This is a genomic window from Photobacterium frigidiphilum, assembly GCF_003025615.1.
Lineage (GTDB): Bacteria > Pseudomonadota > Gammaproteobacteria > Enterobacterales > Vibrionaceae > Photobacterium > Photobacterium frigidiphilum.
Genome location: NZ_PYMJ01000008.1, coordinates 146,920 through 173,718 on the forward strand (window position 1 = coordinate 146,920; position 26,799 = coordinate 173,718).

The 26,799-nt window shown below is 41.8% G+C and carries 22 protein-coding genes and 1 pseudogene; 11 read left to right on the plus strand and 12 right to left on the minus strand.

Annotated elements, in window-relative coordinates:
- The first annotated feature begins 125 nt into the window (after positions 1–125).
- From C9J12_RS10415 to C9J12_RS10435, 5 genes are all read left to right on the plus strand, one after another.
- Entirely contained in the window at positions 126–3,038 is a 2,913-nt protein-coding gene (locus tag C9J12_RS10415; protein WP_107242649.1) for a hypothetical protein, read from the plus strand.
- A 374-nt stretch (positions 3,039–3,412) separates the two neighbouring features.
- On the plus strand, positions 3,413–4,342 hold the full coding sequence (locus C9J12_RS10420) for an LpxL/LpxP family Kdo(2)-lipid IV(A) lauroyl/palmitoleoyl acyltransferase (protein ID WP_107242650.1): 930 nt from the start codon (positions 3,413–3,415) through the stop codon (positions 4,340–4,342).
- Positions 4,343–4,530: 188 nt separating this feature from the next.
- Positions 4,531–5,673: a glycosyltransferase family 4 protein gene (locus C9J12_RS10425; RefSeq protein ID WP_170111754.1), complete on the plus strand. Its 1,143-nt coding sequence runs from the start codon at positions 4,531–4,533 to the stop codon at positions 5,671–5,673.
- A 39-nt stretch (positions 5,674–5,712) separates the two neighbouring features.
- Complete coding sequence (locus tag C9J12_RS10430; RefSeq protein WP_107242652.1) at positions 5,713–6,399, plus strand: acyltransferase; 687 nt, start codon at positions 5,713–5,715, stop codon at positions 6,397–6,399.
- A 57-nt stretch (positions 6,400–6,456) separates the two neighbouring features.
- Positions 6,457–7,329: a phytanoyl-CoA dioxygenase family protein gene (locus C9J12_RS10435; RefSeq protein ID WP_107242653.1), complete on the plus strand. Its 873-nt coding sequence runs from the start codon at positions 6,457–6,459 to the stop codon at positions 7,327–7,329.
- Positions 7,330–7,419: 90 nt separating this feature from the next.
- Here the strand turns inward: C9J12_RS10435 and C9J12_RS10440 are convergent, their stop codons facing one another.
- From C9J12_RS10440 to C9J12_RS10460, 5 genes are all read right to left on the minus strand, one after another.
- A complete protein-coding gene (locus C9J12_RS10440) occupies positions 7,420–8,922 on the minus strand; it encodes an efflux transporter outer membrane subunit (protein ID WP_107242654.1) in 1,503 nt (500 codons plus the stop codon).
- Complete coding sequence (locus C9J12_RS10445) at positions 8,909–11,971, minus strand: efflux RND transporter permease subunit (RefSeq protein WP_107242655.1); 3,063 nt, start codon at positions 11,969–11,971, stop codon at positions 8,909–8,911. Before C9J12_RS10445 ends, C9J12_RS10440 begins: the two co-directional genes overlap by 14 nt.
- A gap of 10 nt (positions 11,972–11,981) precedes the next feature.
- Positions 11,982–13,178 (minus strand): efflux RND transporter periplasmic adaptor subunit, encoded by a 1,197-nt coding sequence (locus C9J12_RS10450; protein WP_107242656.1) that lies wholly within the window; start codon positions 13,176–13,178, stop codon positions 11,982–11,984.
- Positions 13,179–13,276: 98 nt separating this feature from the next.
- On the minus strand, positions 13,277–14,158 hold the full coding sequence (locus C9J12_RS10455; RefSeq protein WP_107242657.1) for a LysR family transcriptional regulator: 882 nt from the start codon (positions 14,156–14,158) through the stop codon (positions 13,277–13,279).
- Between the two features lie 69 nt (positions 14,159–14,227).
- On the minus strand, positions 14,228–15,658 hold the full coding sequence (locus C9J12_RS10460; RefSeq protein WP_227876325.1) for a sigma-54 interaction domain-containing protein: 1,431 nt from the start codon (positions 15,656–15,658) through the stop codon (positions 14,228–14,230).
- 283 nt (positions 15,659–15,941) lie between these two features.
- Between C9J12_RS10460 and ddaH the strand changes: the two genes are divergently transcribed.
- Together ddaH and C9J12_RS10470 are read left to right on the plus strand one after the other, a co-directional pair.
- The gene (ddaH, locus tag C9J12_RS10465; protein ID WP_107242658.1) at positions 15,942–16,706 is read left to right on the plus strand and encodes a dimethylargininase; all 765 of its coding nucleotides are present in this window, start codon (positions 15,942–15,944) and stop codon (positions 16,704–16,706) included.
- A 47-nt stretch (positions 16,707–16,753) separates the two neighbouring features.
- Positions 16,754–18,175, plus strand: a complete 1,422-nt coding sequence (locus tag C9J12_RS10470) for a basic amino acid/polyamine antiporter (protein ID WP_107242659.1) — start codon at positions 16,754–16,756, stop codon at positions 18,173–18,175.
- 106 nt (positions 18,176–18,281) lie between these two features.
- Here C9J12_RS10470 and C9J12_RS10475 read toward each other — a convergent pair whose 3' ends face one another.
- On the minus strand, positions 18,282–18,674 hold the full coding sequence (locus C9J12_RS10475; RefSeq protein WP_107242660.1) for a cystatin domain-containing protein: 393 nt from the start codon (positions 18,672–18,674) through the stop codon (positions 18,282–18,284).
- Positions 18,675–19,018: 344 nt separating this feature from the next.
- Here C9J12_RS10475 and C9J12_RS10480 point away from each other — a divergent pair, with 344 nt between their 5' ends.
- Positions 19,019–19,795 carry an AraC family transcriptional regulator gene (locus C9J12_RS10480; RefSeq protein ID WP_107242661.1) on the plus strand — a complete coding sequence of 259 codons (777 nt, stop codon included), beginning with the start codon at positions 19,019–19,021 and terminating at the stop codon, positions 19,793–19,795.
- 49 nt (positions 19,796–19,844) lie between these two features.
- Here the strand turns inward: C9J12_RS10480 and C9J12_RS10485 are convergent, their stop codons facing one another.
- Complete coding sequence (locus C9J12_RS10485; RefSeq protein WP_107242662.1) at positions 19,845–20,624, minus strand: AraC family transcriptional regulator; 780 nt, start codon at positions 20,622–20,624, stop codon at positions 19,845–19,847.
- An 82-nt stretch (positions 20,625–20,706) separates the two neighbouring features.
- On the opposite strand from C9J12_RS10485, the gene C9J12_RS10490 reads away from it, so the two are divergent.
- The gene (locus C9J12_RS10490; RefSeq protein ID WP_107242663.1) at positions 20,707–21,708 is read left to right on the plus strand and encodes a bile acid:sodium symporter family protein; all 1,002 of its coding nucleotides are present in this window, start codon (positions 20,707–20,709) and stop codon (positions 21,706–21,708) included.
- A gap of 1 nt (position 21,709) precedes the next feature.
- Here the strand turns inward: C9J12_RS10490 and C9J12_RS10495 are convergent, their stop codons facing one another.
- Together C9J12_RS10495 and C9J12_RS10500 are read right to left on the minus strand one after the other, a co-directional pair.
- Positions 21,710–22,642, minus strand: a complete 933-nt coding sequence (locus C9J12_RS10495) for a lipase secretion chaperone (protein WP_107242664.1) — start codon at positions 22,640–22,642, stop codon at positions 21,710–21,712.
- 2 nt (positions 22,643–22,644) lie between these two features.
- On the minus strand, positions 22,645–23,586 hold the full coding sequence (locus tag C9J12_RS10500) for a lipase family alpha/beta hydrolase (protein WP_107242665.1): 942 nt from the start codon (positions 23,584–23,586) through the stop codon (positions 22,645–22,647).
- A gap of 372 nt (positions 23,587–23,958) precedes the next feature.
- Here C9J12_RS10500 and C9J12_RS10505 point away from each other — a divergent pair, with 372 nt between their 5' ends.
- A complete protein-coding gene (locus C9J12_RS10505) occupies positions 23,959–24,369 on the plus strand; it encodes a winged helix-turn-helix domain-containing protein (protein ID WP_107242666.1) in 411 nt (136 codons plus the stop codon).
- A gap of 187 nt (positions 24,370–24,556) precedes the next feature.
- On the opposite strand, the gene C9J12_RS10510 is transcribed toward C9J12_RS10505, so the two are convergent.
- Positions 24,557–24,850, minus strand: coding sequence for a hypothetical protein (locus tag C9J12_RS10510; RefSeq protein WP_407675677.1), 294 nt, complete (start codon positions 24,848–24,850; stop codon positions 24,557–24,559).
- Between C9J12_RS10510 and C9J12_RS31070 the strand changes: the two are divergent.
- Positions 24,834–25,031 (plus strand): annotated as a pseudogene (locus tag C9J12_RS31070) (IS110 family transposase); the annotation flags it as partial. The gene C9J12_RS10510 and the pseudogene C9J12_RS31070 overlap by 17 nt on opposite strands.
- A gap of 15 nt (positions 25,032–25,046) precedes the next feature.
- On the opposite strand, the gene C9J12_RS10520 reads toward C9J12_RS31070, so the two are convergent.
- Both C9J12_RS10520 and C9J12_RS10525 read right to left on the minus strand, forming a co-directional pair.
- Positions 25,047–25,208, minus strand: coding sequence for a SirB2 family protein (locus tag C9J12_RS10520; RefSeq protein WP_107242668.1), 162 nt, complete (start codon positions 25,206–25,208; stop codon positions 25,047–25,049).
- Positions 25,209–25,267: 59 nt separating this feature from the next.
- The gene (locus C9J12_RS10525) at positions 25,268–26,773 is read right to left on the minus strand and encodes a hypothetical protein (protein ID WP_107242669.1); all 1,506 of its coding nucleotides are present in this window, start codon (positions 26,771–26,773) and stop codon (positions 25,268–25,270) included.
- Positions 26,774–26,799: the final 26 nt, after the last annotated feature.

Sequence of the window (26,799 nt, forward strand, 5' to 3'; positions counted from 1 at the left end):
CCATCACTTAAACAATGGCAGCGCATAAAGAGCTCTGGTGGCACCTCCATCTCAAGTGTGCCATCCTATAATATTATTCAATGTAATGATGATTCTGCATCGGATTAATCGAATAAGGAACCTTGATGAGTGTAAAGGGAAGTACTCTCAAAAGAACCGTTTATATTGGTACACATATATGTCTATTAGTCGGCATATTACTTTGTGTCGGCTTAATTCTTCCTAGTGCCATGGCAGCACAATCCGTTTCTTGGGATAGCCAAAATCAAACATGGTTAAGCCAGCAATCTGAACATTTTACCATTCACTTTCGTGACGGGCATCAATCACAAGCCGCTAAATCATTAGATATTGCAGAACGTGTTCACAGCGAGCTGCTGCCATTTTTTATTCATGCTCCAGAAAACCGTACCGAAATTGTATTAGTCGATGATTTTGATTTTTCTAATGGCTGGGCAACGCCGTTTCCTTTTGCACAAATCCGTTTATTCATGAGCCCCCCAGAAGATGCTAATGGCCTTGAGGCGAATGATGAATGGTTACACATGCTTATTCGTCATGAATACGCGCACATCATGCACATGGAGCTAGGTGCAGGGGCTGTAAAAGGTGTCCGAAAGGTACTTGGTCGTAATGGCTTGTTATTTCCTCATGCCTTAACGCCTTCGATGCTTATTGAAGGATTAGCTGTTTACTTAGAAACAAATAAAGCACTGGGCTATGGTCGATTGCAAGGCAGTATTTATGACATGCAAATGCGGATGGAAGTAGCTAGCGGTAAGTTTAACGATCTTGAACAGGTTGTCGTGGCTTCGCGTGAATGGCCGCTAGGATCGCAATATTTGTATGGTGCATATTTTATTGAATACCTTGTGGCAACGTATGGTGAAGAAAAACTGGCGCTTTTTCTACAGGATTACAGCCGAAAATTACTCCCCTATTTTTTATTAAATGGCTCTGCTGAAACAGTATTTGGTAAAGGCTTTTTCCAATTGTGGGATGACTTTCAACAGGATTTTGAAATACGTTATGACACACAAATAAGAGAACTTGCTCAGCAGGCAGTAACTGGGCGTGATATTGCTATCAACCCGTATTTACAAGTAACCGCACCGGGTAATCATGGGCTGTTAGTTGCCCGTGAAAATGGTGAAGGTCGTGCGGTTATTTCTCGGCTCAATAATAGCGACCAGTCTGAAGGGAAATGGCAAAATATCGCTAATACCAAAGGTATCACAGCGTTAGATCTGCATCCTACTGGCGGGTTAGTTGTATCACGGATTGTTAATTATACTGATGGTCGACAAATTAATGATTTATTTCTCTATCAAGATAATGGCTGGATAAGACTGACAGAAAGACTGCGTTTTCGCAAAGTACGCTGGATGTTAAACGGCCGGCAGTTATTAGCGAGTCGTAATATCGATGGATTAAGTGAACTGTGGTTAATTGATGCGGGAAATTCACATACATCCTTAGTGTGGCGCGGTGAGCAAGGTGATGTGTTAGGTAGTTTTGACATTTCACCGACAGGGGACTTTGTCGTTGCGTCAATGAAACGACCGCATCAAGGGTGGAATTTAGCACGCCTGCCTATTACTTCTCTTCAAACTGATAATCTTTTAGATATAGATTGGCTGCCCCTTACCGATACAAAGGCAACTGAAAATAGTCCAGTCTATTTACCCGATGGGCGCATTGCATACAGTGCTGATTATAAGGGGATATATAATATTTTTGTTATCGCCCCCAACTCTGGTGAAGTAACGCAATGGACGCGTGAAATCGGAGGGGCATTTCAGCCACAGTGGCAGCCTTATTTAGGGTTAGCCTATCAAGCGTATGGTACTGATGGGTATCACTTGAAGGTTATTGAGCAGCCTAAGCCATTAACAACATTTACGGTGAGCAGCCAGCAAGGTCGTTATGATTACCCGCCAGTTGTGGTTAATACCAGTGATAAATCGGCAGTTGAACCTTATACACCATGGTCAAGTTTACGCCCACGAACATGGTTGCCATTACTTTTTATTGATGATAACTCAACGGAAGTTGGGTTTGTTACCTCGGGCTCTGATGCATTAAGTCGGTACAATTATTGGGTTTCAAGTACTTGGGATTTTGACAATGATGTCGCCAATTTTAATATGGGTTATCGTTATGACAATCGTTGGTTACTTGCTTATGAACGTAGCCATAATTTTGAAACGTTTATACAAAACACCTCGGCAGGTAATGAGATTACAGGCAGGCGTATTACTCAAGATGACAATATATTATTGCAACGTAATAACATGTTCACGGCGTGGGAAGATGATTTAGCGTTACATGCTGGTGTTACTTGGGAAAAAGAATCACTGGTATCAGAACCTAGCTTGTCTAGCCTTCCGCCATATCGTACTGCTGATGAATCATTGTTCGGCTTTGCGTTTACGTTCGATAACCGCGAAACATATTTAAATGTGCCCGGTATTGGTTGGGGGCACTATGCGGATTTTATTGCGGAAACAAATGCGTTATTTGATGGGGATTATAGCGGCGAAAAATATCAAGGTCAGTGGCGAGGAACATGGGATCTGCCAGGAAGAACCACGTTAACTGGGCGATTAGGGTTTGGTTATGCCGATGATAGCGCGAAGCCATTCCGATTAGGAGGAACCGATCTTCTTGAAGAATCGCGTTTATTTGGACGAGATACCCAAGCACTACGTGGCTACGATGAATCGGTACAGCGAGGTCATCGCTACGCTACTCAACGGCTAGAGATAGAAACGTGGTTGGGTCGATTAGAGCGAAACTGGGGGCTGTATCCCGTTGGTATTGGCGATATTTCAGGTTCAGTGTTTATTGACTCAGGTGCTGCGTGGAAGGAGAGTAATAATATTCAACAGTTAACGGGGGCTGGTGTACAAATAACCATTGAAGCAAAGTTAGGATATGGTTTAACGCTACCGATTACCTTGGGTTATGCACATGGGTTCGATGACGAATTTGGGAAAGAGCAGTTTTATCTCAATGTTTCAGGAAATTTTTGGTAATACAGAGAAAGTGATGAATTCACATTGGATTTAGCAATCTAAGATTCCAAGAGGGAGTGGGCAGATGACTGACTGAATAGTCACTTTTCAGCTTTTATTCAGAAATGAAATGATATTATTGTGAAGTATATTATACGGCAGTAGCACAATGTATTGCTGGGTATATCTATCAATCAATACAGTGTTATTCAATAACGTACAGTCTTTAAATTTATGGCTATACTTCATGATTTCCCGGTCAAACTATTTTTTTTGTGAACATCTACTAGGAAAACATTAGGCTTAAGTTATTAAAACTGGCTATAATACACTGTTTTTTATTGTGAGTGCCAAGCGTTCTTTATGTGCAATGAATAAGGAATTAATTCCAAATTATGAGTAAGTTTATCCCCCCTACGTTTAAGAAAGCTTTTTTACATCCACGCTATTGGCCGACGTTAATGATGATATCGATTTTATATCTGATTAGCTGGCTTCCTTATTTTATTCAATTCCGCATGGGGCAAGGTGTCGGTTGGTTAGCTTTCCGCCTTGCATCCCGTCGTAGAGAAACAGTTAAGCGCAATCTAGAGCTGTGTTTTCCTGATATGTCTGAACCAGAGCGCGATGCCTTGATTCATAAGAATCAGGAAAATACAGGTTTAGCGTTATTTGAAACTGGAATGGCATGGTTTTGGCCTGACCTGCGTGTGCAACGTCATGTTGAAGTTGAAGGTATAGAGCATATCAAAAAACTGCAGGCTGAAGGTAAGGGCGTTTTACTGATAGCTATTCACTCGATGAATTTGGAGTTAGGTGCACGTGCGTTTGGTTTAAGCACCCCTGGTGTTGGTGTTTATCGCCCGAATAACAATCCTTGTTTTGATTATTTTCAATATAAAGGTCGCTCGCGCTCGAACAAAGACATGATTGATCGTAAAGATGTAAAAGGCATGCTGCGTGCTTTACGTAAGGGCGAGCTGGTCTGGTACGCGCCTGATCATGATTATGGTCGTCGTCGTTCGACATTTGCACCGCTATTTGCAGTTGAAAATGCCTGTACAACAACAGGTACAAGCCTATTGGTTGATGCATCTGGTTGTGCGGCTGTGCCATTTGCCATGATTAGAAATAGCGATTCAGGAAAATACACATTAAAGATTTTCCCACCATTAGATGCCTTTCCGCATAAAGATCTTGATGCTGCTGCCGCTTACGTTAATAAGGCTGTTGAGCGCTCCATCATGGAAGCCCCAGAGCAGTACTTGTGGTTACATCGTCGCTTTAAAACACGCCCAGAGGGTGAACCATCACTGTATAAGTAAATCATGAAGAAGAGGGCTTTTTAGCCCTCTTTTTTTATATGTTTTTTTCTACCTGCTTTATGATTTTCTCATTAGCATCCGAATGTTTTTCTTCATATTCTCACAGCCTCATTCATAGTAAGAACGTTCCCTTATACCAAAGACCCCTTATATACGTGGCATGCTTTATGTATGTGTATTTACAGTGGGTGCTATTTGAAATTAAAGCGTTATTTGAAACGGAAGGTTTGAATTTAGTGAGTGTTCGTGAGAGGTATGAAATGAAAACGATATACCTTGTTTGTGATATTACTTTGCATAAGGGAACAAGTTTTTTTGATTATTTGTATCAGTTAGAAACGACAGAATATCACTTTGTGCTCGTTACGCCAGATATTACAAGAGATGCTAGGAATGCATTGGAAAACAAAGGATATAAATACGAACGCGTGTCGAATGTAGTTCAGTTGATGCTTCTGCTGCGAGGAAGTCCTGCAAATATGATTCACTTCCATTTTTACGGTATAGGGCATTTGTACTTATTGTGTTCAAGACTACTTTGTTCGAATATCATTTTGACTGCGCATCAATCGTTACCCAAAGAAAAACAGCCTCTTAACGTGAAATGTCGGTCAATAATACAATCTGCTTTGATGAAGGTGAAACGTAGAATACTTATTCTTTTTTTAAGGCGTACAGTGGCGGTTTCATCGTTTATTTATCGTTGGCTTATAAGCGATATTCCAAGTTACTCTGTGGTTAGAATCGATAATGGTATTAATTTACAGCGTTTTTCTTATGCTGAGCTATCGCCTGTTTCTACTACGTTAAATTGTTTTTTTGTTGGTCATTTATCTGAAGAAAAAGGTGTTTGCAAATTACTGTATTTATTCTCTGATTCTGAAATATCAAAGATTGCCAATATCAGTATTATTGGTGATGGCCCTATGCAAGAAGAGGTCAAACAGGCGGCAAAGAAATTTTCATCCATTACCTACCTTGGTCCTTCAGAGTGTGTTGAACAAGACTTAACAGGTGCACACCTTTTGCTTGTTCCATCCCAATGGCAAGAAGCATTTGGCTATGTAGCTGTTGAAAGTATGGCGATGGGACGTCCTGTTCTTGCCCAGCCTACAGGTGGATTAGGTGAGTTGTTTTCACATAGTAACCATAGCTGGTATGTTGATTTTAATGATAAAGGTGCCGTTGAAAATGTACTTAAAGCATTATTGTCTCAGCCTGAATTAATAAGAATAACAGGCATTAAAGCGCACTGGTGGGTTCATGAACACTATTCTTTAACACGTCAAATAAATCAAACTCATGCACTCTATTCTGAGCTGCTTAATTAACGTAATGAGTAGGGTTTATCTTTGATAAAGGAGCGACATATGATTAATACACTCAGACGGAATATAAAAAAACAAGATTCATTAGTGAGTAAGCTTCTTTATCGTATTGTGAAATTTGTAAAACACGGACAGCTACCATCACTCACAATACTCTATAAACCTATTTATATATGTTACACGTTGATGGGTATTATTTTTCACCGTTGTATGAATTTATTTATTTATATTCCTATGATGCAATCACGATTAACTCAATACGCAAACGGTTTGCAACTTGAAAATGGCATGCCACTCATTGCTGGCCCTGTCTCTATCTCTATTGGTAATAATACGTGCCTTAATGGTGCGATGAGTATTCATGGTCACCCTGATAATGAACAGTGCGAGCTAGTGATTGGGAATGATTGCCATATCGGCTGGCAAACCGGTATTACCGTTGGTACAAAAGTCATTATTGGTAATAACGTGATGATTGCAGGTAGAACGATGATAAGTGGTCATAGCGGTCATGGTGTGAGCATTGATGAACGTGATAACCCTAAAATGGCAGATTTAGTGATAGAAGATGATGTGTGGTTATGTACCAATTGTCATATTGTACGGCCGGTTCATATTGGTAGAGGCTCTGTTATAGCTGCCGGATGTATTGTGACGAAAGATGTTCCTGAAAATGTATTGTTTGGCGGTAATCCTGGAAAAATCATTCGCTATTTAAATAGTGAATAATATGTATTAACGCTTTTTTTATTGGCTTCTGAATCGCGAATGGTTATAGGGGATTTAATGATGCAATTGCATGAAAATCTGTTCTCACAATTGAAAGATCAAGGTGTCGTAGTACTGCCTGATTTGATAATAAGTGAACAATTAAGTGCAATAAGATATGCATTTGAATGCCAGCTACAACAGCCTAGTTTTAATGCGTGGCAAGGGTATCATCAAACAGATCGTCGCCGTTTGATGGTTGATCAATTATTGACGGTTGAACAAGGTTTTGTGGATGTAGTCTTGCTTTCGTTATTGCAGATTTTAGTAAAACGTTATTTAGGTGAATCGGCTTGTTTACAAGAAGCAAAAGGGTGGCAAAGTTTACCTTTTAAGGATGATTTTCACCCCCTTCACCGAGATGAATGGTATTGTCGCGATCACTATAATGAGCAGAAAAAGCCGATGTCATTGAAGCTCGGCTTGTATCTTGATGACGTTGATTCGGGGGCTTTTGCTTATATTCCAGGTTCACACAGAGATGTGAGAGATGAACATGGCATTATTGACGAGCAATCACCTCCAACACTGGTCACAGGAAAAGCAGGCACGGTGTTCTTGTTTGATCCTGAAGGATTACATCAACAAAGTTTTCCAAATTTTAAAAAGCGCAATGCAGCCTTTTTCCATTTTTTTACCAGCGATATTGTATTATCACAAAACTTTATCCGTTGGGGGCGCTTTCGTCAGTTATTAATTGAATCCAGTTATTTACATTCATGCACGCCAGAGCAATTAGCTTTTCTTGGTATTGGTCGGCAGCCATCAACTCACCCTATTGAGATTCAGCATTTTCGCTGGGCGCGTCGCTCAATAAATGGTTTAGTGCGTGGAATAAATGAAGGGCAATATTGGTTTCAGCGTGTGCAAGCACGGCTTAACCGTCGTTAAAAGGGTAGTACGAACTTTCGGTCATTCAATGTCGTTAGAGTGGGAGTCAAACAACATCTCATTTCAAAAGCCCGTACTACATATTCATTTCTACTGTGTCATATTGGAATTGAGTTGCCAGTTACCGCCAAGAGCCTTGTGCAAACCCACCGCAACCTGAGCCGTCTGTAAGCGTGCGGTAACAACTCTATCTTGTAATAAGTGCTGCTGACGCTGTGCATCTAGCATTGATAAATAATCCACTAAACCGGCTTCATATAACGATTCAGCTTTTGATACAGCACGATCTGTTTGCTGCTTAGATTCTAATACTAGCGATTGATATTCCTGACTATTACCATAGCCTTGTAGCAAAGTTTCTACTTCGCCAATCGCATTGTTGACTGCGTATTGATAGCTGAGTGCACTATTTTTAAAACGGGCTTCTTGAATATCGACCATGGCATCGCTGCGCCCACCATCAAAAATATTCCAACTAACCCCTACACTGGCAATCCATGCGGTTGAACTACTGCTAAATACGTCATCGAAATCACTCGCCACAAGACCAGGTGCGCCAGTTAAGAAAAATTTCGGATATTTAGCCGCAATCGCTGCGCCTAATTCCTCATTTATCGCTGCCATTTCGCGCTCTGCAATGCGTAAATCAGGGCGGCGTTGCAGCAGGTCTGACGGTAATCCTACTGGGATCAAGCCTGTCATATCTGGCATTTTGTTTACCGAGGTTTGTTTGAGCCTCTGGTGCATTTGTGACGGTGTGTCACCAAGTAAAATAGCGAGTCGTTGGCGGTGCACATTTTCAGCTGTTGCCAGCTGTGGCACGACGGCTTTCGATGCGGCTAACATGGCTTTCGCGCGTGCCAAATCCAACTCAGAACCGTACCCGCTCGCGAGTACTTTATTCACTAATGCAAGTGTGGTTTTTTGATCGTTCACCGTTTGTATTGCTATGGATTTTCGCTCTTGTGCCCCTCGCATTTGCAGGTAGTTATGAATCACATCGGCAGTGATAGCGGTATTTAAGCCTTCACGAAAAATGATGGCTTGTTCTTTACGTATAAAAGCGGCTTGAGCTTGGCTATCGATACGACCAAATAAGTCCACTTCCCAAGCAATGGTTGCACCAGCGAAAAAGCCACTTTGTTGAGCATCCATTAATGGCACACCCAGTGGGTTATTGGCTGAAACAACTGGGCCTAATAGTGGACCATTGTCACTGAACTGAGCCGTACTGTAGCCAGCACCTAGACTGACGGTTGGTACTTTAAATGATTCTATGGCTTGTTGGTAAGCCTGCGCCGCTTTAATGCGTTCCGCTGCCATTTTTAAGGGGATGTTCTGTTGTTGGGTATCTGCTACCAACTGATTCAAAACAGCATCATCGAACTGATACCACCATGGCGTACTATTCTGTTGAATATTGACTTGAGATTGAACATTGTGCAGACCATCTTGTACGGTACCGTTTGTATCTTGGTATAAGTACTCAGTGTCAATCGTATGCTCTGGCTTTTGATAATCAGGCCCTACAGCACAACCCGTTAGCGTCAATGTAAGTACAAGTGCAATCGGAGACCACTTAAGCGTTTTCATATTGACTCTCCTCTGCTTGAGCTTTTGTTTTCGGGCGATAGAACAAACGATACAACGCGGGCATCACAAACAGTGACAGTACCGTTGCTGCGGCTAAGCCTCCGATGATCGTGGCGGCCATTTGGTCGAATAAGCGATCAGATAATAATGGAATCATACCCAGAGCGGTGGTGAGTGCGCCCATTGAGATTGCCATGGTTCGGTTGAGTGTGGCTTCTTTAATGGCCTCATCAAGTTCACGGCCATTAGCCCGCTCCAATTCGATTTGATCCATCAGCATAATGCCATTTTTGATGATCATGCCCGATAGTGTGATAGCGCCAATGAGTGCCATAAATCCAAAGGGTTTATCCAATAATAACAAGGTCCATGTTGCGCCAGTAGCTGCAAGAGGAAGTGTGATTAAGATAATAACGGGCTGTTTAAAACCATTAAACAAGGCAACCATAATGATGACCATAATAAGCATCGCTTTAGGCATTTGCTTTAAAGTGTCAGTGATAGAACGGTGCTCATCGTAGTATTCACCTCCCCACTCAAACTGATAGCCAGCAGGTAATGCAATAGATTCAATCGATTGAGCCAGTTGCTTACGCACATCAGATGCAGTTGCACCACTGACATCGGCTTGTACCGTGATTGCAGGTAAGCGATTACGTCGCCAAATCATGCTCTGCTCTGTCTTAAGCTCAAAGCCATCAACCACTTGCCCTAAAGGTACGCTGTGCATGCCGATAAGCGAACGAACGGGCAGTGTTTCCATCGATCCTATATTGGCTTCGGCACTTCGTAGTTTGATAGGGATAAGTTCATCCCCTTGATGAAGCTGGCTTAACGTGACGCCATCGGTTGCACGTTTCATCGCAAGCGCAATATCGGTGCGGTTTATACCTGCACGACGGGCTTGCTCTTGATTGATGATCGGTACAATGACTTTGCTCGGTTGACGCCAATCATCACGGATATATTTGGTATGAGGGTTAGCCGCCATAATAGCTTGGGCCTGTGTTGATAATTGCTGCAATACCTCAGGGTCTGGGCCAATAAAGCGCGCCTCAATACTGTATTTATCTTTGGTTGCGAGCTTTAAAGGACGAAAACGTGGTTCTGCATACGGGAACTCAGCTTTAAGCCATGCATCACCTCGAAGAGTTAATGCCGTGATAGCTTCATAGTCTGTAGTGTTAATAACAATTTGACCATAGCTTGGATCATAAGGTTCTGGTTCAACGGTAACCGAGAAACGAGGCGCACTCGCCCCGACATAAGCTGAAATGGTCGTGACTTCTGGCTGTTTGATTAGCCATTGTTCTATACGCTGCATATCTGTCGAGGTTTGCTCTATTTTGGCACCGTTTGGCAGCCAGTAATCAAGAAATACCATTGGGCGATCAGAGCTAGGAATAAAGTTAATTGCTACCTTGGGTACTGCAATACCAGTAGCAACCAATAATGGGATCAATAATGCTAATGTTTTTAGCGGATTCGTGACAGTCCAAGATACAGCGCGATAGTAAGTTGAGGCTTTCGGATCTGATAATGCTCCTTCTTTGACTTTTTTGGGTTTAATCCATAACCAACACATAAGCGGTGTCACTGTCATGGCAATGAGCCAAGAAAACAGTAGCGATGAGCAGACAATTAGAAAGACGGAACTGGCAAATTCAGCAGAATCTGTTTTTGAAAATAGAACAGGGCTCGAGCCCATAATCGCAATAACGGTAGCACCTAGTAGAGGTACGCCAGCCCTTTTCACTGATTCAATTGCCGCCTTAGTGCGATCTACGCCTTTATTGAGTTTAACAATGAACATATCGGTGATGACGATGGCATTATCAACCAACATCCCGAGCGCTAAGATGAATGTGCCAAGCGAGACTCGTTGCAAGTCGATACCTGCGACATACATGTAAATTAAGGTGAGGAGTATGGTCAGCAATAAGCTTGAACCGACAATGACAGCGCTTTTAAAGCCCATAAAAATCAGTAGAACAATAACAACAATCGCGACACTTTCGATAAGGTTAGTCACAAAGTTATTGATTGATTTACTGACTTCATCAGGTTGAAAAGCAATGGTGCCAATCTCGACCCCAATAGGCAATGTTTGCTGATATACATTAATGATGCTGGTGATTGAATCGCCCAAAGACACGACGTTAACACCACTAATCGGGCTAACAGCAAGGGTGATGGCATCGTAACCATTGAAACGACTTTCTGATAATGCCGGGGTTTGGTAACCCATCGAAACATGGGCAATATCACCAAGACGGATCAAGCCTGTACTGAATTTACTTACACCGCCTTTAATCATTAAATTGCGAATATCATCGAGCGATTTAAATGCGCTGCTTTGATCAATTCGAATACGCTCAACGCCTGCAGTGTAACTGCCCGCATCGAACGTCATATTTTGACTGGTCAGTTGGTTAACAACTTGCGCGGCTGAAATCCCGTATTCCGCTAAACGCTCGTCAGGTAAATCGATATTAACCACTTGATTACGGACACCATGAAGCTCAATTTTCTTTATACCGTCAACGGTTTTTAAACGACGTTGAAGTTCTTTGGCGTACAAACGTAATTCTGATGGTTCGATACCGTCACCATAAACAGAAAACAACATGCCATACACTTCAGAAAATTCATCTTGCACAATACTGATTTGTGCAGTGGCTGGCAGGGTCAGTTTTACGTCATTCACTTTACGACGCAGTAAATCCCACTGTTGTGGCAGATCTTTAGAGTTGGTTGCTTCTTGCAAATCAATAAAAATCATCGAACTACCCGGACGAGATAATGAACGCAGTTTCCATACTGAGCCCATTTCTTGTAATCGAGTTTCAATTTTATCGGTGACTTGTTGTTCTACTTCTTGCGCTGATGCCCCTGGGTAGAGTGTTACTACCACGGCGCTTTTTACGGTAAAAGAAGGGTCTTCTAATTTGCCGAGTTTAAAATATGAACCAATACCTGTAATCACACACAATACGCAGAAAAAAACCACGAAAGTACGTTGCTTAATAGCAAATTCCGCCAAATTCATTGTTCTGTTCCTATTGGGTGATGTTTATTGTTTCAGTTTTGCCAACCTGAATACCAGTTTCTAAAAAATGCACACCCGCAGTCACTACTTTGTCGCCTGCTTGTAGTTCGCCTGTAATACAGGCTTTATTTGCATTGAGGGCATTAACTGATACTGGCGTTTGTACTGCAATATTGTCTTTAACGAGAAAAACAGACTGCTGATCATTGCTTGATATCAGCGAGGAATATGGCACGCAATATTGGTTGTTCATTTGCTGAAAAGGCACATCAAGCTGAATGGCTTTACCGGCCAATAAGTTATCGTCAGTCTGGCTTAATAAAAAGGTGACGGTGAAGGTTTGTTTGATCGGATCAGGAATGGTACTGATTTCTTTTAAGGTTGCAGGAATCGATTGTTGGCTGCCGTACCAGCTTACGTTTATTTGTTGCTGGCTAGTGTGTTCTGTTTGTTGAAGGTTGCTATTACCTTGGCTTTGGCGCTGCTGAATTTGAGCTCTTTTCATCGAAATAAATTGATTGGCTAGATTCTCTGGTACATCAATCACCGCTTGTAATTGGTTAGGCTGATGCAAGGTAAAAGCTGGAATGCCAGGGGCTGCTTGTTCAAATTGGTCAAAGAAACGATGACCAATCACACCATCAAACGGGGCTTTTAGCTCGGTATAAGACAACGCATCTTGGGCTTTTTTCAGATTTTGCTGTACGACTTGTACCATGGCTTTACTGCGTTCGTAGCCACTGATTGCACGATCTAAATTGACTTCAGCAATGGCGTTATCTCTCGTTGCTTGTTTCACGCGTTTTAGTTCAATGGTGGCGAGTTTATGGGCTGCTTTTGCTTCTGCTAAACGGGCGTCTAATTCTAATACTGTAACTTGGTAATCATTCGGATCGAGGCGGGCAATAACCTGACCTTGCTGAATAGTGTCACCCGCATTAAATAATATCTCGGTAATGGTACCCGGAACACGAAAAGCCAGATTGGCAGAATCAGCAGATTCAAGCACACCTGAAAAGCGTTTAACACTGGTGCTATCGAGCGCATTTAATTGTATTACTTGAATTGGGCGAGGGGATTTATCTGCCGTCATGGCAGGTGCATCAGTACAACCTGATAAGATAGCCGCTGTAATTGGCGCGATGAGGCATAAGGCGAGTTTCTTTTTAAATCTACTTTCTTGTTTTATAAGCGATAAGTTTTTCATTATTGACTCCCACTGTCATTATGGGGGTCAGTCTAATCGGTTCATTGCAATAGATAATCATGCCAACGCATGAATAACTGTCTCGATAATCATGACAATTAAAGTTTCTTTGGTAACTCTTGTAATAGTAAATCAATCAATAAACGGGTGGCTCGACTGATACCGTGACGATCTGGATACAATAACCACACGTCATCTGCACGAGATTGATATTGAGGTAAAACGCGAACCAAAGCTCCACTTTCCATAGAGGAAAGTGCAAGCAGTGGAGGTAAAATACCAATTCCCCGTCCATCTAGCATGGCTCGGCGTATAAAGCCGATATTATTACTGGCGAGGCGAGATTTAACTTTTACTTCTTCATCAATCAAGTCCCAATTATCTTCTAATGTGCCATCTGGCCAGCGATAACAAATGCATTGATGAGTGGCGAGTTCAGCCAATGTACTGGGCATGCCGTATTGTTCGATATAACTTGGGCTGGCTAAGAGCATTCGGCCGAGTTGAGCGATATGACGGGCAACAAAGCTAGAGTCATGAAGTTTTCCTGCATGAATAGCAAGATCTAACCCTTGCTCATACATATCGGTATAACAGCTGTTGGTCGAGCGAATGTCTAGATCAATTTCAGGATACATATCTTGGAATTGGTAGAGAATATGCTGAATGGCTTCGTCACTTTCAGGTAATAACCCCAGCTTCACTTTACCGACCGGACGATCATCAAGCTTAAGTAACGTATCATTGGCTTTTTGATAAGCTTCTAAAACGGTTAAGACTTCTTTGTAATAAGCTTCACCATGCTGACTTAAGCGCAATTTTCGAGTGGTGCGAAAAAAAAGTTGAGCATTGAGTGATTTTTCAAGCTCACCAATTCGGCGACTCACATTGGCACGTGGTAAATCCATGGCATTTGCAGCAGCCGTAAAACTACCCAGTTGCACCACAGTTGTGAACAGTTTTAGATCATCAATACGCATGATATTCACTTAAAGCGACGACAGATAAAACATCATTTTGAAGCAGTCTGGTTAACGGAGCAAATAAGATCATGTTGTTATCCCATATTTCCGTAGTTTACTTTGCAGTGTTGTTCTGGGTATTTTCAGTTGTCTCGCCACTTCGCTATGGTTGTTTTTATATCGCGCCATTGCATTCGATAATAATTGTTTTTCATAGCTCGCAAGGTGTTCGGTGAGTGATTCAGGGATTTCTCTATTTTTTATCGGCGACTTTTCTTGATAATGCGTTATGGGCTCTATCGCGGTGAAAGGCTGCGTTAATGTGTCGAGGTGATATTGATTCAGTGCATCATCATTGGTCTGTGAACACATTAACATGCTACGGAGTACTACATTTTCTAGCATCCTTACATTTCCAGGCCATGGCTGTGCTTCAAGAGATCGAATAAAGTCCGGTGTATAGCCATTAATGTGAGTATTTAACAATGGATTATGTTTACGGATAAAGAATTCAACCAAGTGCGGAATATCATCTAACCTATCTTGCAACGGGGGGAGTTCAACCATACAAACACTGAGACGATAGAATAGATCTGAGCGTAATTGTTTTTTTTGAATCGCAACCTCTGGTTGTTCATTCATCGCGACGATATAACGAATGGTTACTTTTTTTTCATTATTCCCCCCCAAAGGTCGGAAATAACCATCTTGAACAACTCGCAGTAGTTTACTTTGTACTTCAATAGGCATTGAGTTGATTTCATCGAGCAACAGCGTACTGCCATTTGCTAATTCTAATAGTCCTTTTTTATTGTCTGCCCCGGTAAACGCGCCTTTTATTGTTCCAAATAGTGTACTTTCAATTAAGGTTGACGGGATAGCACCACAGTTGATAGTTACCATCGTATTATCTTTTGTCGCGCTGTTCTGGTGAATATACCGAGCCACTAATTCCTTTCCCGTGCCCGTTTCACCCGCGATCAAGACTGGGAGCGGTGTTTTAGCGAAACATTTCGCATCTTTGAGTAACCGTTTGAAGAGTTTATTTTGCGTTACAATCTGTAGATTTTGATTAGAAAGAGAACGCGTTTCCTTTAAGGTTTCAGTCAAATGGATAACGTGGTCGGTTAACTCCCTTAAGTTACTGATATCATGAACAACTTCTATGACAAACATTATCGTATTATCAGCGTTAACAATGGGGAATGTTGACGAGGTTAGAGTCATCACTTTAGCTGCAGGTGTTTGGTAGCTCTGTGCTTTGTTCCAGATAGGCACATTGCTATTTAGTACCATAATCATTGAGCTTGAGCTTCTTGTCAGGCTGGGAAAAGCATCTAGCAATTTTCTATGGAGTATATTTTCTACCTCTACACCATCAAGTTTCGCACTCATCTCGTTGTAGGCAATAATCGTTTCTGTCGCATCGATAATAATGTACGAGCTGGACATGTGATCGAATACTGCCATTATTTGGGAAAGAAAAGGCAGTAAAGGTGTTGAGACTTTCTCTATCATTACCATGCTCCAAGCTGACGAAATATCGTCATATTAAATCATTATTTTACGGCCAATATCGCGAAGCGATTCACAGTAATGTCTTATTAATCAATAACATTTTCATTAGGTGCTGAAATTTCATCACTGACGATATTTCGGCATAGCATTAATTGTTGTTTTTCTGTGTTTATCGGTATAACTCATTGAATTTTAATGTGTTAAATGTTTAATTTCATTGTGGCACAGTTCTCGCTTATAAGTAATTACTTAGCGTTAAAAACGGATAATAAAAGGACTGATTATGTTTAATTACATTATTGCGCGTACCCCTTGTAAAGCTCTTATCGATGGTATTTCATCAGCAGATGATGGTAAACCAAACTACGAGCTAGCGATGAAACAGCATCTAGCCTATTTAGATGCGCTCAGAATGTGCGGTGTTGAAATATTGTTACTTCCTCCCCTCGAAAATTATCCAGATTCTGTTTTTGTTGAAGATCCTGCGTTATGTACCAAGCATTGCGGTATCGTGACTCGTCCAGGGGCGGATAGTCGTCGTGGGGAAATTGATTCAATTGAACCTGCTCTTCGTCGTTTCTATGGTGATAACGTCGAGCGAATTGAAGCCCCTGGTACGCTTGATGCCGGTGATGTCATGATGGTCGGAGACACCTTTTATATTGGTCTATCGGCACGTACTAATGCTGAAGGTGCTAGCCAATTGGTAGCCATACTTGAAAAGCACGGTCTAACTGGCCGTTTAGTCACAATGGAGAAGGTGTTACACCTGAAAACAGGGTTGGCCTACCTTGAAGATGGCAATTTACTGGCTGCCGGTGAATTTGTTGATAAGCCTGAATTCTCACACCTTAATATTATCGAAATTCCTGAAGACGAAAGCTACGCAGCTAACTGTATTTGGGTGAATGGCAACGTCATTATGCCAAGTGGCTATCCGATTTCAGAGAGCAAGATCCGTGATCTGGGATATAACGTAGTGACTGTCGATACTTCAGAGTACCGAAAAGTTGATGGCGGCGTCAGCTGTATGTCACTACGGTTCTAGACCATCACAAAGAGGGGCGGGATGCCCCTTTTTAAGGGAGAAGAAAGATGGCTCGACAGAGTGAGAGTAAATTAGGGTTGTTGGCAATGACAGCTCTTGTAACTGGAGCGATTGTGGGGAGTGGGATCTTCAGTCTGCCGCAAAATATGGCTGAAGGTGCGGGAGCTGGCGCGATTATTATTGCTTGGATTATCACTTTCTTTGGCATGTTAACCTTGGCAAAAATATTTCAATGGTTGTCGATCAACCGTTCAGATATTGATGATGGTGTTTATGGTTACGTTCGAGAGGGATTCGGTGATTACCTTGGTTTCAATGCCGCATGGGGATATTGGATTTCGGTTTGGGTTGGTAACGTTGGTTACCTTGTCGTCATTTACAGTGCACTCGGTTCATTTCAAGCTTTTGACTTCTTTGGTGACGGCAGTACTTTTCCCGCTATGATTTGCGGCATCATTACGTTGTGGGTATTGCATTTTTTCGTGTTACGCGGTGTTCAATCAGCAACGACACTGAATATTATAGTGACTATCGCAAAAATAATTCCCATTCTGTTATTTATTTTACTCGTTGCATTAGCATTTAAAATTGAAACGTTCCAAATCGATTTTTGGGGATCACCTGAACTTGGTTCTGTGACTAGTCAGGTTAAAAACACCATGCTTTACACTGTGTGGGTATTTTTAGGTATTGAGTGTGCCACGGTTTATGCATCCCGCGCTCAAAATATGCAGGTTGTAAGCCGGGCAACGATCTTAGGGTTTCTTATTACAATCACTCTACTTATCTGTGTTTCTTTACTTTCACTCGGTGTAGTACCACAAGCAGAGCTTGCGGGAATGAAAAACCCATCAATGGCGCAAGTTCTTGAATTTGCAGTTGGCCCTTGGGGAGGCGTACTGATTAATATCGGGTTGATTGTCTCTGTTGGTGGGGCATTACTGGCGTGGACAATGATTTCCAGTGAAATGCTCTTTCTTGCAGCTAGAGGGTCTAAAAATACCGCACCATCTATTTTTGGTAAACTTAACAGCAAACAAGTACCTGCCAATGCAATGTGGCTGACTAATAGCCTTATCTCGCTATTTTTAGTCATTAATTATGTTAATGATGCTGGTTATAATATCTTGATTCAACTGGCCTCATCGATGGCGCTAATACCATACTTGTTGTGTGCTAGTTTTGGATTGAAGCTCGCGCTTAAGAATAAACAACATGCGGTCTCTTTACTGCTGATGACATCAATTGGCTCTGTCTACGGTTTATGGCTGATCTACGCTGGTGGGTTAGACTACCTATTATTGTCGCTATTACTTTATTCGTGTGGATTACCATTCTTCTTCCGTTCAAGAAAAGAACGCGGGCTAAGTTTTCTTATTAGTCCAATTGAAAAGGTTTTAGCTGCGATGGTTATCGGAGGAGCTCTTACTGCTTTGTATTTGATTCTTTCAGGTACTTTGTCACTTTAGCTGTTAGCTATGTATTCTATATTACATATAGGCAGTATTTAAAACGATAAGGTTGCCACAAGGGCGACCTTATCGGTATTAACCTCAACGCCAGCTTAGATAAAAATTACTGGCAATCTTGCGTCATGCTGCCAAGTACTGCTGGTTGTGTCATGGCGTATTCACCCTTAAGACTTCGGTATACACGCGTATTCCACACTTCACCATTAGCTAACTCAAAATCAATCGCATAGTTTATGCCGTTTACAACTTGCGTTTTTACATCCAAAATTTTGGATAATTGTGCAGAAGTATTCATCATGGCTAACACACTGTCTACCGCTGCTGTTGCTTCTGGTGTTACAGCTGAATCTTGCCACCCGCCTGCCATACCAGCTTCGGTATTACAAAGTGGGTTGATGCTTTTCTCTTTTACTGTCGTTGCTTGCGTCGATTCTTGTGAGCATCCAACCGCAGTTAGAACACAGAATGATAAAACCAAGGCTAATCGTTTTTGCATGCGAGTGACTCTCCATAATTCATATACAGCAAGGTAAATACACTTGCTTGTTATATGTAATATATTTGTTTAATAAATCATCGTTCAAATAATTTATAAAATGCACTTTTAATTTCAGCGTTGTATTCTAAAGGCTGATAGTCATGGAATTGTCATGGTTACGGTGACAGTATCATTATTTTTTATGATGTTAGTTATATTTACATGCTATGCCGTACCGTACTAAGGAAACTGTTGGATAGCTGTTGTCGCTACAAGCCCGTTTAGAGTAAGCCTGTATAGTGTAAGTAAACCTGTCCGTTTATAATCATAAAAAGTAGAACATCAAAAATTGGACTTAAATGATGATTATTGACCATGACTCTAGATTTAATGTCGATGATATAGATACGCCGATTATTGGCATTGCTGCCGATGTTGGTCGTCACGATTCGGGTATGCACCAACATCAAAAAGCACAACTTTTGTATGCTCCAGCGGGGTGTATGACGATTACATTAGATAATAAGCAGTGCGTGTTACCGCCAACCAGAGCCGCTTGGATACCTGCGGGTACTGCTCATTGTGCTCAAATGCGTAACGTTGTCGCGTATCGTTCAGTGTATTTTGATGTGGCGGCCTTTCCAGCCTTGCCAAGTAAAATGAAAATTATTGGGGTTAATACATTGCTACAGGCGCTTATCGAAAGAATGGCGATGTGGGAGTGGGATATGCCAGCTCAACTGCAAAATAATATTTCTGCGTTATTTATTGAAGAGTTAGCAGCAGCGCCCGAGCAATCATTACAGTTAGTATTACCGACTGATGGGCGATTGACTCAGTGGTTAGTTTCATTGCAATCGGGTAATAAAAATCCTCAGCAGTTGAACCAAATGGCACACGAGATAGGTGCTAGCGAGAAAACCATTACCCGTATTTTTACCAAGCAAACAGGTATGTCTTATCAAGCGTGGCGACAGCAATGGCGGTTACATGGCGCGATAGAGCAATTAGCGGAAGGTAAGAGTGTCTCTGATGTGGCTTTTGCGTTGGATTTTTCGAGTGACAGTGCTTTTATCAGCTTTTTTAAACAACACTTAGGTGACACGCCAAGCCAGTTCATGCGATCGAAAACAGAATAAGGTATTCATTGAGTACGTGGCCTATTAATAATCATTTTTTGATAAACAGCTAAAAATATTTCCCCGGTGTTTCGCCAAACTGTTTTCCAAACGCAGCAACAAAAGCAGATAAAGATTCATATCCGCACTCCATGGCGACTTGGGTAACGGGCATCGCTTGTTCTAATAAATTTAATGCAGAAAGTAGCCGTAAGCGTTGTCGCCATTGTTGAAAGGTTAAACCTGTTTCTTGTTTGAATAACCGGCTGACGCTACGCCCAGATAGCCCCACTTTATGACCAATCTGATCAATATTAATCTGTTCACCAGTGTGAACTTGTAGGTAATCAAAAATAGCCAATAAACGCTTATCACTTGGCATCGGTAATTGTGTTTGTGCTTGGGGTAAATCATCAAGTGTATCTAATAGTACATTTGCGAGGCGATTTTCTTTTCCATTAAGTTTGTACTCACTATCAAAACAACCAAAGCGCAATACGAGTTCTTTTGCCAAAGAACTGACTTCACAAACACATGCGTTGTACCAACATAAATTTATTAAACTCCCCGTTCGTATATATAAACTGCGCATTTGAGCAGCACCGCTTGAAATAACTTGGTGCTCAACCCCTTCAGGCACCCAAATGGCGTATTGCGGTGGTGCAACAAAACGACCCGCGTGAGTATGCACAACCAGCACGCCTTTTATTGCGTAAGACCATTGCCCCCATGCGTGCGAATGCCACAGTGTTTGCGTTCCTGAGTGATCCCAGTTTTCACTGCGAGCATACACCGGGCGTGGTAACTGTGTTAATGCGGGAATAGAGCGATGTTGTCTTTTATTCGACATTTACTAGCAACTTATCGATAGCGAGAAATAATGATATTAGTATCCTACTTATAGAAAGTCATCACTATCGAAAGGATATAATATGGGATCTGCCTGTATTCAATACATAAAAAAAGAATGGTTCTTAATGGGAATGTTAGCTGCAATTGCATTGGCTGCTATCTTACCGTCATTAGGGCAATCGGGCGGTTTATTGCATCTTGATACCATTACAGGTTTAGGTATCGCTTTAATTTTCTTTTTACACGGTGTTGGCTTATCGCCAAAAGCAATAAAACAGGGTATTAGCAATTGGCGTTTGCATATCTTTGTGCAAAGCGCGACGTTTATTGTGTACCCCTTATTATGGTTGTTATTAGGTCCTGCCTTTCAAGCTGTTATGCCATCGGCATTGGCTTTTGGTTTTTGCTATTTGTTTGTCTTGCCGAGTACAATTTCTTCATCTGTCGCAATGACCAGTGTTGCCAAAGGAAACGTGCCTGCGGCGATATTCAATGCATCGTTATCGAGTTTGCTAGGCGTTTTAATAACGCCGTTTCTCATTCAACTATTCATGGGGATGGAAGGGGTTAAGCTCGATATTCTCGATACCGTATTATCCATTTCAAAATTGCTGTTATTACCGATGGTTGTAGGGCAGCTTTGTCGACCTATTGCATTAAAAGTGCTGGAAAAAAGAAAAACAATTATTAATAAAATTGATAAATGGGTTATTTTACTGATTGTCTATAATGCCTTCAGTGATTCTGTTGCAGATGGTATTTGGCATGATTTTGAATGGCAAACATTGGGCGTTGCGTTAATCGCTGCCACGTTGGTTTTATTGCTGATGGTTCACAGTATTACATGGGCTGCTCGCCGTGCTGGTTTTAGCCGTGAAGATGAGATAACCGCTGTTTTTTGTGGCACCAAGAAAACACTGGCAGCTGGGGTGCCAATGGCGAAAGTGATATTCGGTGCAAACCCAATGTTAGGTATGATCTTGTTACCGATTATGTTTTATCACCAGATTCAAATATTATATTGCGCAATACTGGCGAACCGTTATGCCAAGGAAGCTGAGTTGGTAATAGAAAAACAGTAATCTATTGGGTTACTTGTTGATCATGAATATTTTCTAGTGCTTGAATCCGGCGGTATTGGCTGGATTCAAACATGAGTTCTCGCAGTGTTTGTATGGCTAGTAGTTTGTCATCTTGGTTATTGTTTTCGTTTTGCAAAATCTTTTCTCGTACTACTAAGTACTCATCGACTTGCCGCTTGAAGCTTTCTCGCTGCTGATCTAAATTTGTGAGTCGCATGGCTGCTTCACTGCCCACGAGCTCTTCTCGTATTAGGAACTGGCTTTGCGTATCCATATCTTTGGTTAATTCTAATTGGTTGAGTAGGTTAGCGTTGCGATAGCTTTCTTGTAAGTTGGGGGGTAACTGGTTTACTTCATCTTGCCAAAGTTGTTGGTAGTCTGCGGGTGATTGCGCTTGGTGTTTGAGTTCTTGTTGCTTTAAAGCAAGTTCGCGTAGTTGGTTTTCTTCCCCAAATAAAGCTTGTTGCTGCTCGGGAGTGAAAAATTGTTGTTGTATCTCTAATAACTGCTGATGCATTGCCGAAAGCTGAGAGTTTACCGAGGCAGCACCGTTACTCGTAGAACGTTCTAAGGCAAATAATGCCGCCTTATAGTCGATATATTGTTGAAACAGTGCCTCATCGATTTTAACTGTGCGGTTTTGCTGTTCATTAAATGCGTTGAAATTTTTCTTTAGAGTATCAATGTCTTTTTCGCCTAAACCAGAGAGAAAATATTCGAAGGTATCTCGGTTAGAATCAACATCAACATTGGTATCGTTTTGCGATGCGGTTTTGATTGCTAAAGGTGTCTGCATAGATGCTGACGTCGTTGATAAAAAGGCTGCTTTATCTGTGCTAAACAGGTGCAAGTTGAATATGACCGCGGCAAAAATACAGATACCAGTAATACAGGTAGCAAAAACGATAGATATTTTTAACGCGGTCTTTTTCATGATTACAATCCTTGTAGCTGTAGGCGGTTAGCGTGCTGGCGATAAAGGGTTTTAGGATCCGTTTCAAATAAGTGATGAATACCTAGTAAACCGTTAATTTCATCAAGGTGATTCATTTTATAATCATCGCGAATAACCTTCCCAAGGTGCGAACTACACTGACCTACTAGACCATCATTCGGTTCATCGAATGCGAAGCCTAAAATCAACATTGCAGGATCAATAGGGTCGAGTATGTTGGTGTAGTTTGAAGTGCCCGTCCATGAGTAATAATACACCCCATTATCGGCAACCCAATCACCGTCGCCACAGTCTGATGTTGGGATCCCTTCAGGATATTTCTGATTAAACGCTAAAGAACCTGCAGTGGTTAAGGCTTCAAGTGATGCCAGTGGATCTTGAGGTAAGTCACTACCACCAGAAAGTAGGCCAATGAGTGTAGTTAATCCTCCAGCCAATTTAACCGCAATCCCTTCTGGTAATGAGCCTTCAGGAATGGTTCCTCGCATGATATCGGCAACAGTTGAACCTTTATTTACACCGCCAATACTGGTTACTGAAGCGACATATTGCGGGGCGACGGATGCGACATAACGTGCTGTTGGTCCGCCATGGCTATGCCCAATAAGATTTACTTTTTCAGCGCCTGTTACAGCAAGTACTTCTTCAACTTGTAAAAGCAGTTGTTCGCCACGTAGCTCTGAGCTATTTGTGGCAGATATTTGGGCGACATAAACTTTAGCACCACTTTTACTGAGTTCTTGAGGGATACCGTAAAAGTAATCAAACCCTGCAAGTGAATCAAAACCAAATAACCCGTGCACTAAAACGATGGGATATTGGGTTTCTGTGTAGCCTTTTTGGGTTGCATTATTCGCACTGGTTGATGCTTGGCATGTGGCTGCTGCGAAGCAAAGAGTGAGTAGAACAATTAATTGTTTCATTTATTCTTCCTTGTCTGACCTCCGATGAGTAATTGATGGTAGTTAATGGAAATATACTTTCCGGAAATAATTTATAAACTGTGATCTTGTGTTGAAAAAATCATTCTTTTTGTGAATACAATGATTCTTTCATGCTTATTAATTGCGTTTATTATTCATTGCTTTAACTGGTTTTATATATATCTGTATATATGCAGGTCACCATGACTTATTATTCATTAATACAGTGAATACAGTGAATGCAGTTGGAGGGATCACTGTATTAAGTTGGTTACTGAAAATAAATGCAGAATATTGTATTACTCCAACGGGAACTCACGATGCGTTTTGAGTATAATTCGACAGCGTTTAAATACTGGTTTAGTGATATATATGCTTGAGCTACCTGTAGTAACAGCCCAAAACTACATTATCGAATGTATTATTAATAGGGTTTATGCTGACGGCTTTTTTTTACCAAATCAGAAAGAGCTGTCTGAAATTCTTGGTGTTAGTCTTTGTACTTTAAGAAATGCCCTTAAAATACTAGAAGCCGAAGGGTGGATAAAAATAGAACACGGCAAAGGATCACTTGTTCTTCCTTTTATGTCATATGCCAGCTTGGCGACAGCAACATCTCGTATAATGCACATGAAAGGTGATGAGTTAAGTAAGAAAATATATCAAGACGCAACAGATATAAAACAGCGCCTTGTGCAAAAAATAGACCATTGTAATCTTGTACATCAATTATTCCTGAATGATTTAAAAAGAATAACATCAGCGATTGATGTGAGTACTTAAGACTACAACCGAAATATGCATAATGACCATCCTTGGTTTAATAACAAAGGATCAGATCGCTATATTAAAATGAAGTTCAAAAAATCCCCAGTTTTTAAGCTGGGGATTTGTGTATAAAAGACAGGCCACTGGCGGCCTTTGTTGTCTCTGGGCGTTACACGATCGCGCACGTTCATCACCAATTCAACTAAAGATCCCGCATTAGAGTTTCATACTCTTCTCTGGCGCTATTAATTAGCGTGGTGAGTTCTTTGGCATCATTACTAGAAAGATCAACATGCCAACGTTTATGCTTTGATTTGCCATGTTTAATACAAACTAATCCTGTTGTTTTGCCATTGCTCTCAAAGAGTAAATCCTCGAAATTAGCTTTAAGTTTTCTGTGTTCCTCTACAATGTCGATGTACAGAACTCCTAAAGGGTTTACCGTAAGATGAGCATGACGATGCACGATTGTCATGTAATCGTGTGGAGGAGCCAACTACTGGGCCCGTGTTTTCCAACAATCTGGGCATACAGTGAAACTCATTAGCCCTCAGTTCGTAAAACCGTTTGTTAAAACAAACAAAAATGACGCTAACGATGCCGCAGCCATCACGGAGGCTGCCAGTAGACCATCAATGCATTTCGTCCCCATCAAGCAAGTCGAACAACAAGATATGCTCATACATTTCAACTCACTCTGAGTGACGAAAAAGTATAAATTTTTCATCAAGCATGGCAAAGTCGACATAGGCCACTAACAACACTAACTTTTCGGTTAACCATGTATCTACAAACGGGTATTGGCTGCTCAAAAAGCAAAGGATCAGGGAACTAACTAATATGGTTAATATCATGATCTTGTACTCATCCACTGGTGTCCATACCTGTGGATGGCAAAAGGTACCTGAGTGTATTAAGGCAGTATCAAGGTTGGTTTGGCTTCGAGAGAAAGGGCAAAGGTGATCTCCCAGTTCATGCCATCCATGTTTAAACGACCATTTGGCACGCCAAGAAGACCTGGGCTACCTGTATCGGCCACCTCCCATTGCTGTTTTCTCGGATCGCTGACATTACTGAAGTTATCGCCTTGATCGGCATCATCTAAGGTGTATATGTAACGGCGGCCATCAAACTCAGAGGCACCGTATACCCGTACACTATGCCCTCCCTGCCATTCGCCTTGGAAATCATACCAACTGTAAATAATAGTGACGGCCCGGCCCAGTTGTAATTGCTCGAACATCCATTCCCATGTCGGTTCGATGCCATCGCGTACCGAAACCATACCACCTAATAACATGGTCTCTGTATCGCAATCTGCCCCATTATCTCCTAATTCCAGAGAGCCACTGCCTTGGTGGCGCACTGTTGTGATGGCTTGATCACCCGATTGTGTTAGGTAACCCAATACTCCACGAATCAGCCCACACAGGCTGGTATAGCCACCACTGTCGAGACCATGCACACCGTTGCGTCGGCCAAACGTATCTACATTGGCAACCAAGCTATTTTCGGGTATGGGTTCCCAAAAAAGAACATCACCTGCTGCACCTATACGACCAATACCGCGAATATGAAATTCAGGTAAGCGCCACACTAGAGGTAAGTTATCGTAGCGATCTTCGAGGTATTGTAAGGCGTTAGCATTTGCCATTGGCACGCATTGGTTTCTTGCTGCATCCAGGTTTTGGTCGCTGGCTTGAATGACTTGTATTGGAAACAGGAGATTGTCAGGCAGTGTTGAACTGGGTTCAATGGCCTGTGGAGGAAAACCTAAAGCCAATGAGCGAGGCGCTGATGAGCGTTGAGGGGTTGTTCGCATTCGGCCGTCGATTTCACCTGCACCTTCAGCATTGATATGCGTAGGTAATACGGTAAAGCGCGATGAGGGAAAGCGTTGCGCCAACAGTGCGATATCAATAATAGTCGGTAGCGGTTGGGTTGAAAATAAGACCGTCGCATTCACTCGTTTTTTTATCCCACTGCCTGTTTGTCCTGGTCGTAAATCAAAGTAAGAAGCGACCACTGCTGGCGATGAATTCGATGGTGAGTCTGTGTACTGCTTGTACCGTTTATGTTGTTCAGGCGCGGAAGGAACAAAAAGATTGTTGATGACCCAGCTGTTATCTTGTCGCCGCCCATTAAGAAAAACGTTGATGTAGCCAGCACCCAAGGGGGCGCTATATCGATCGTAGAGTTGGTCGGGTATGACTTTAAATTGTCCCCAGTCGCTATTTCGAATAGTACCGACTTCGAGGTTGAAGGTGACTTGTTCAAATGTGATTGCGGGTGATGATGGAGTCAATAAGGTTAAAGGAAGCCGCTCGCGAGGAGGAGCGTGTTGGTATGAAGCATATGCGAATGATGTAAAAAAGAGTGAAATCAAGAAAGCCATGATTGCAGCTTGAATGCATTTCATGATCGTCGCCTTTTATCAGACAATGT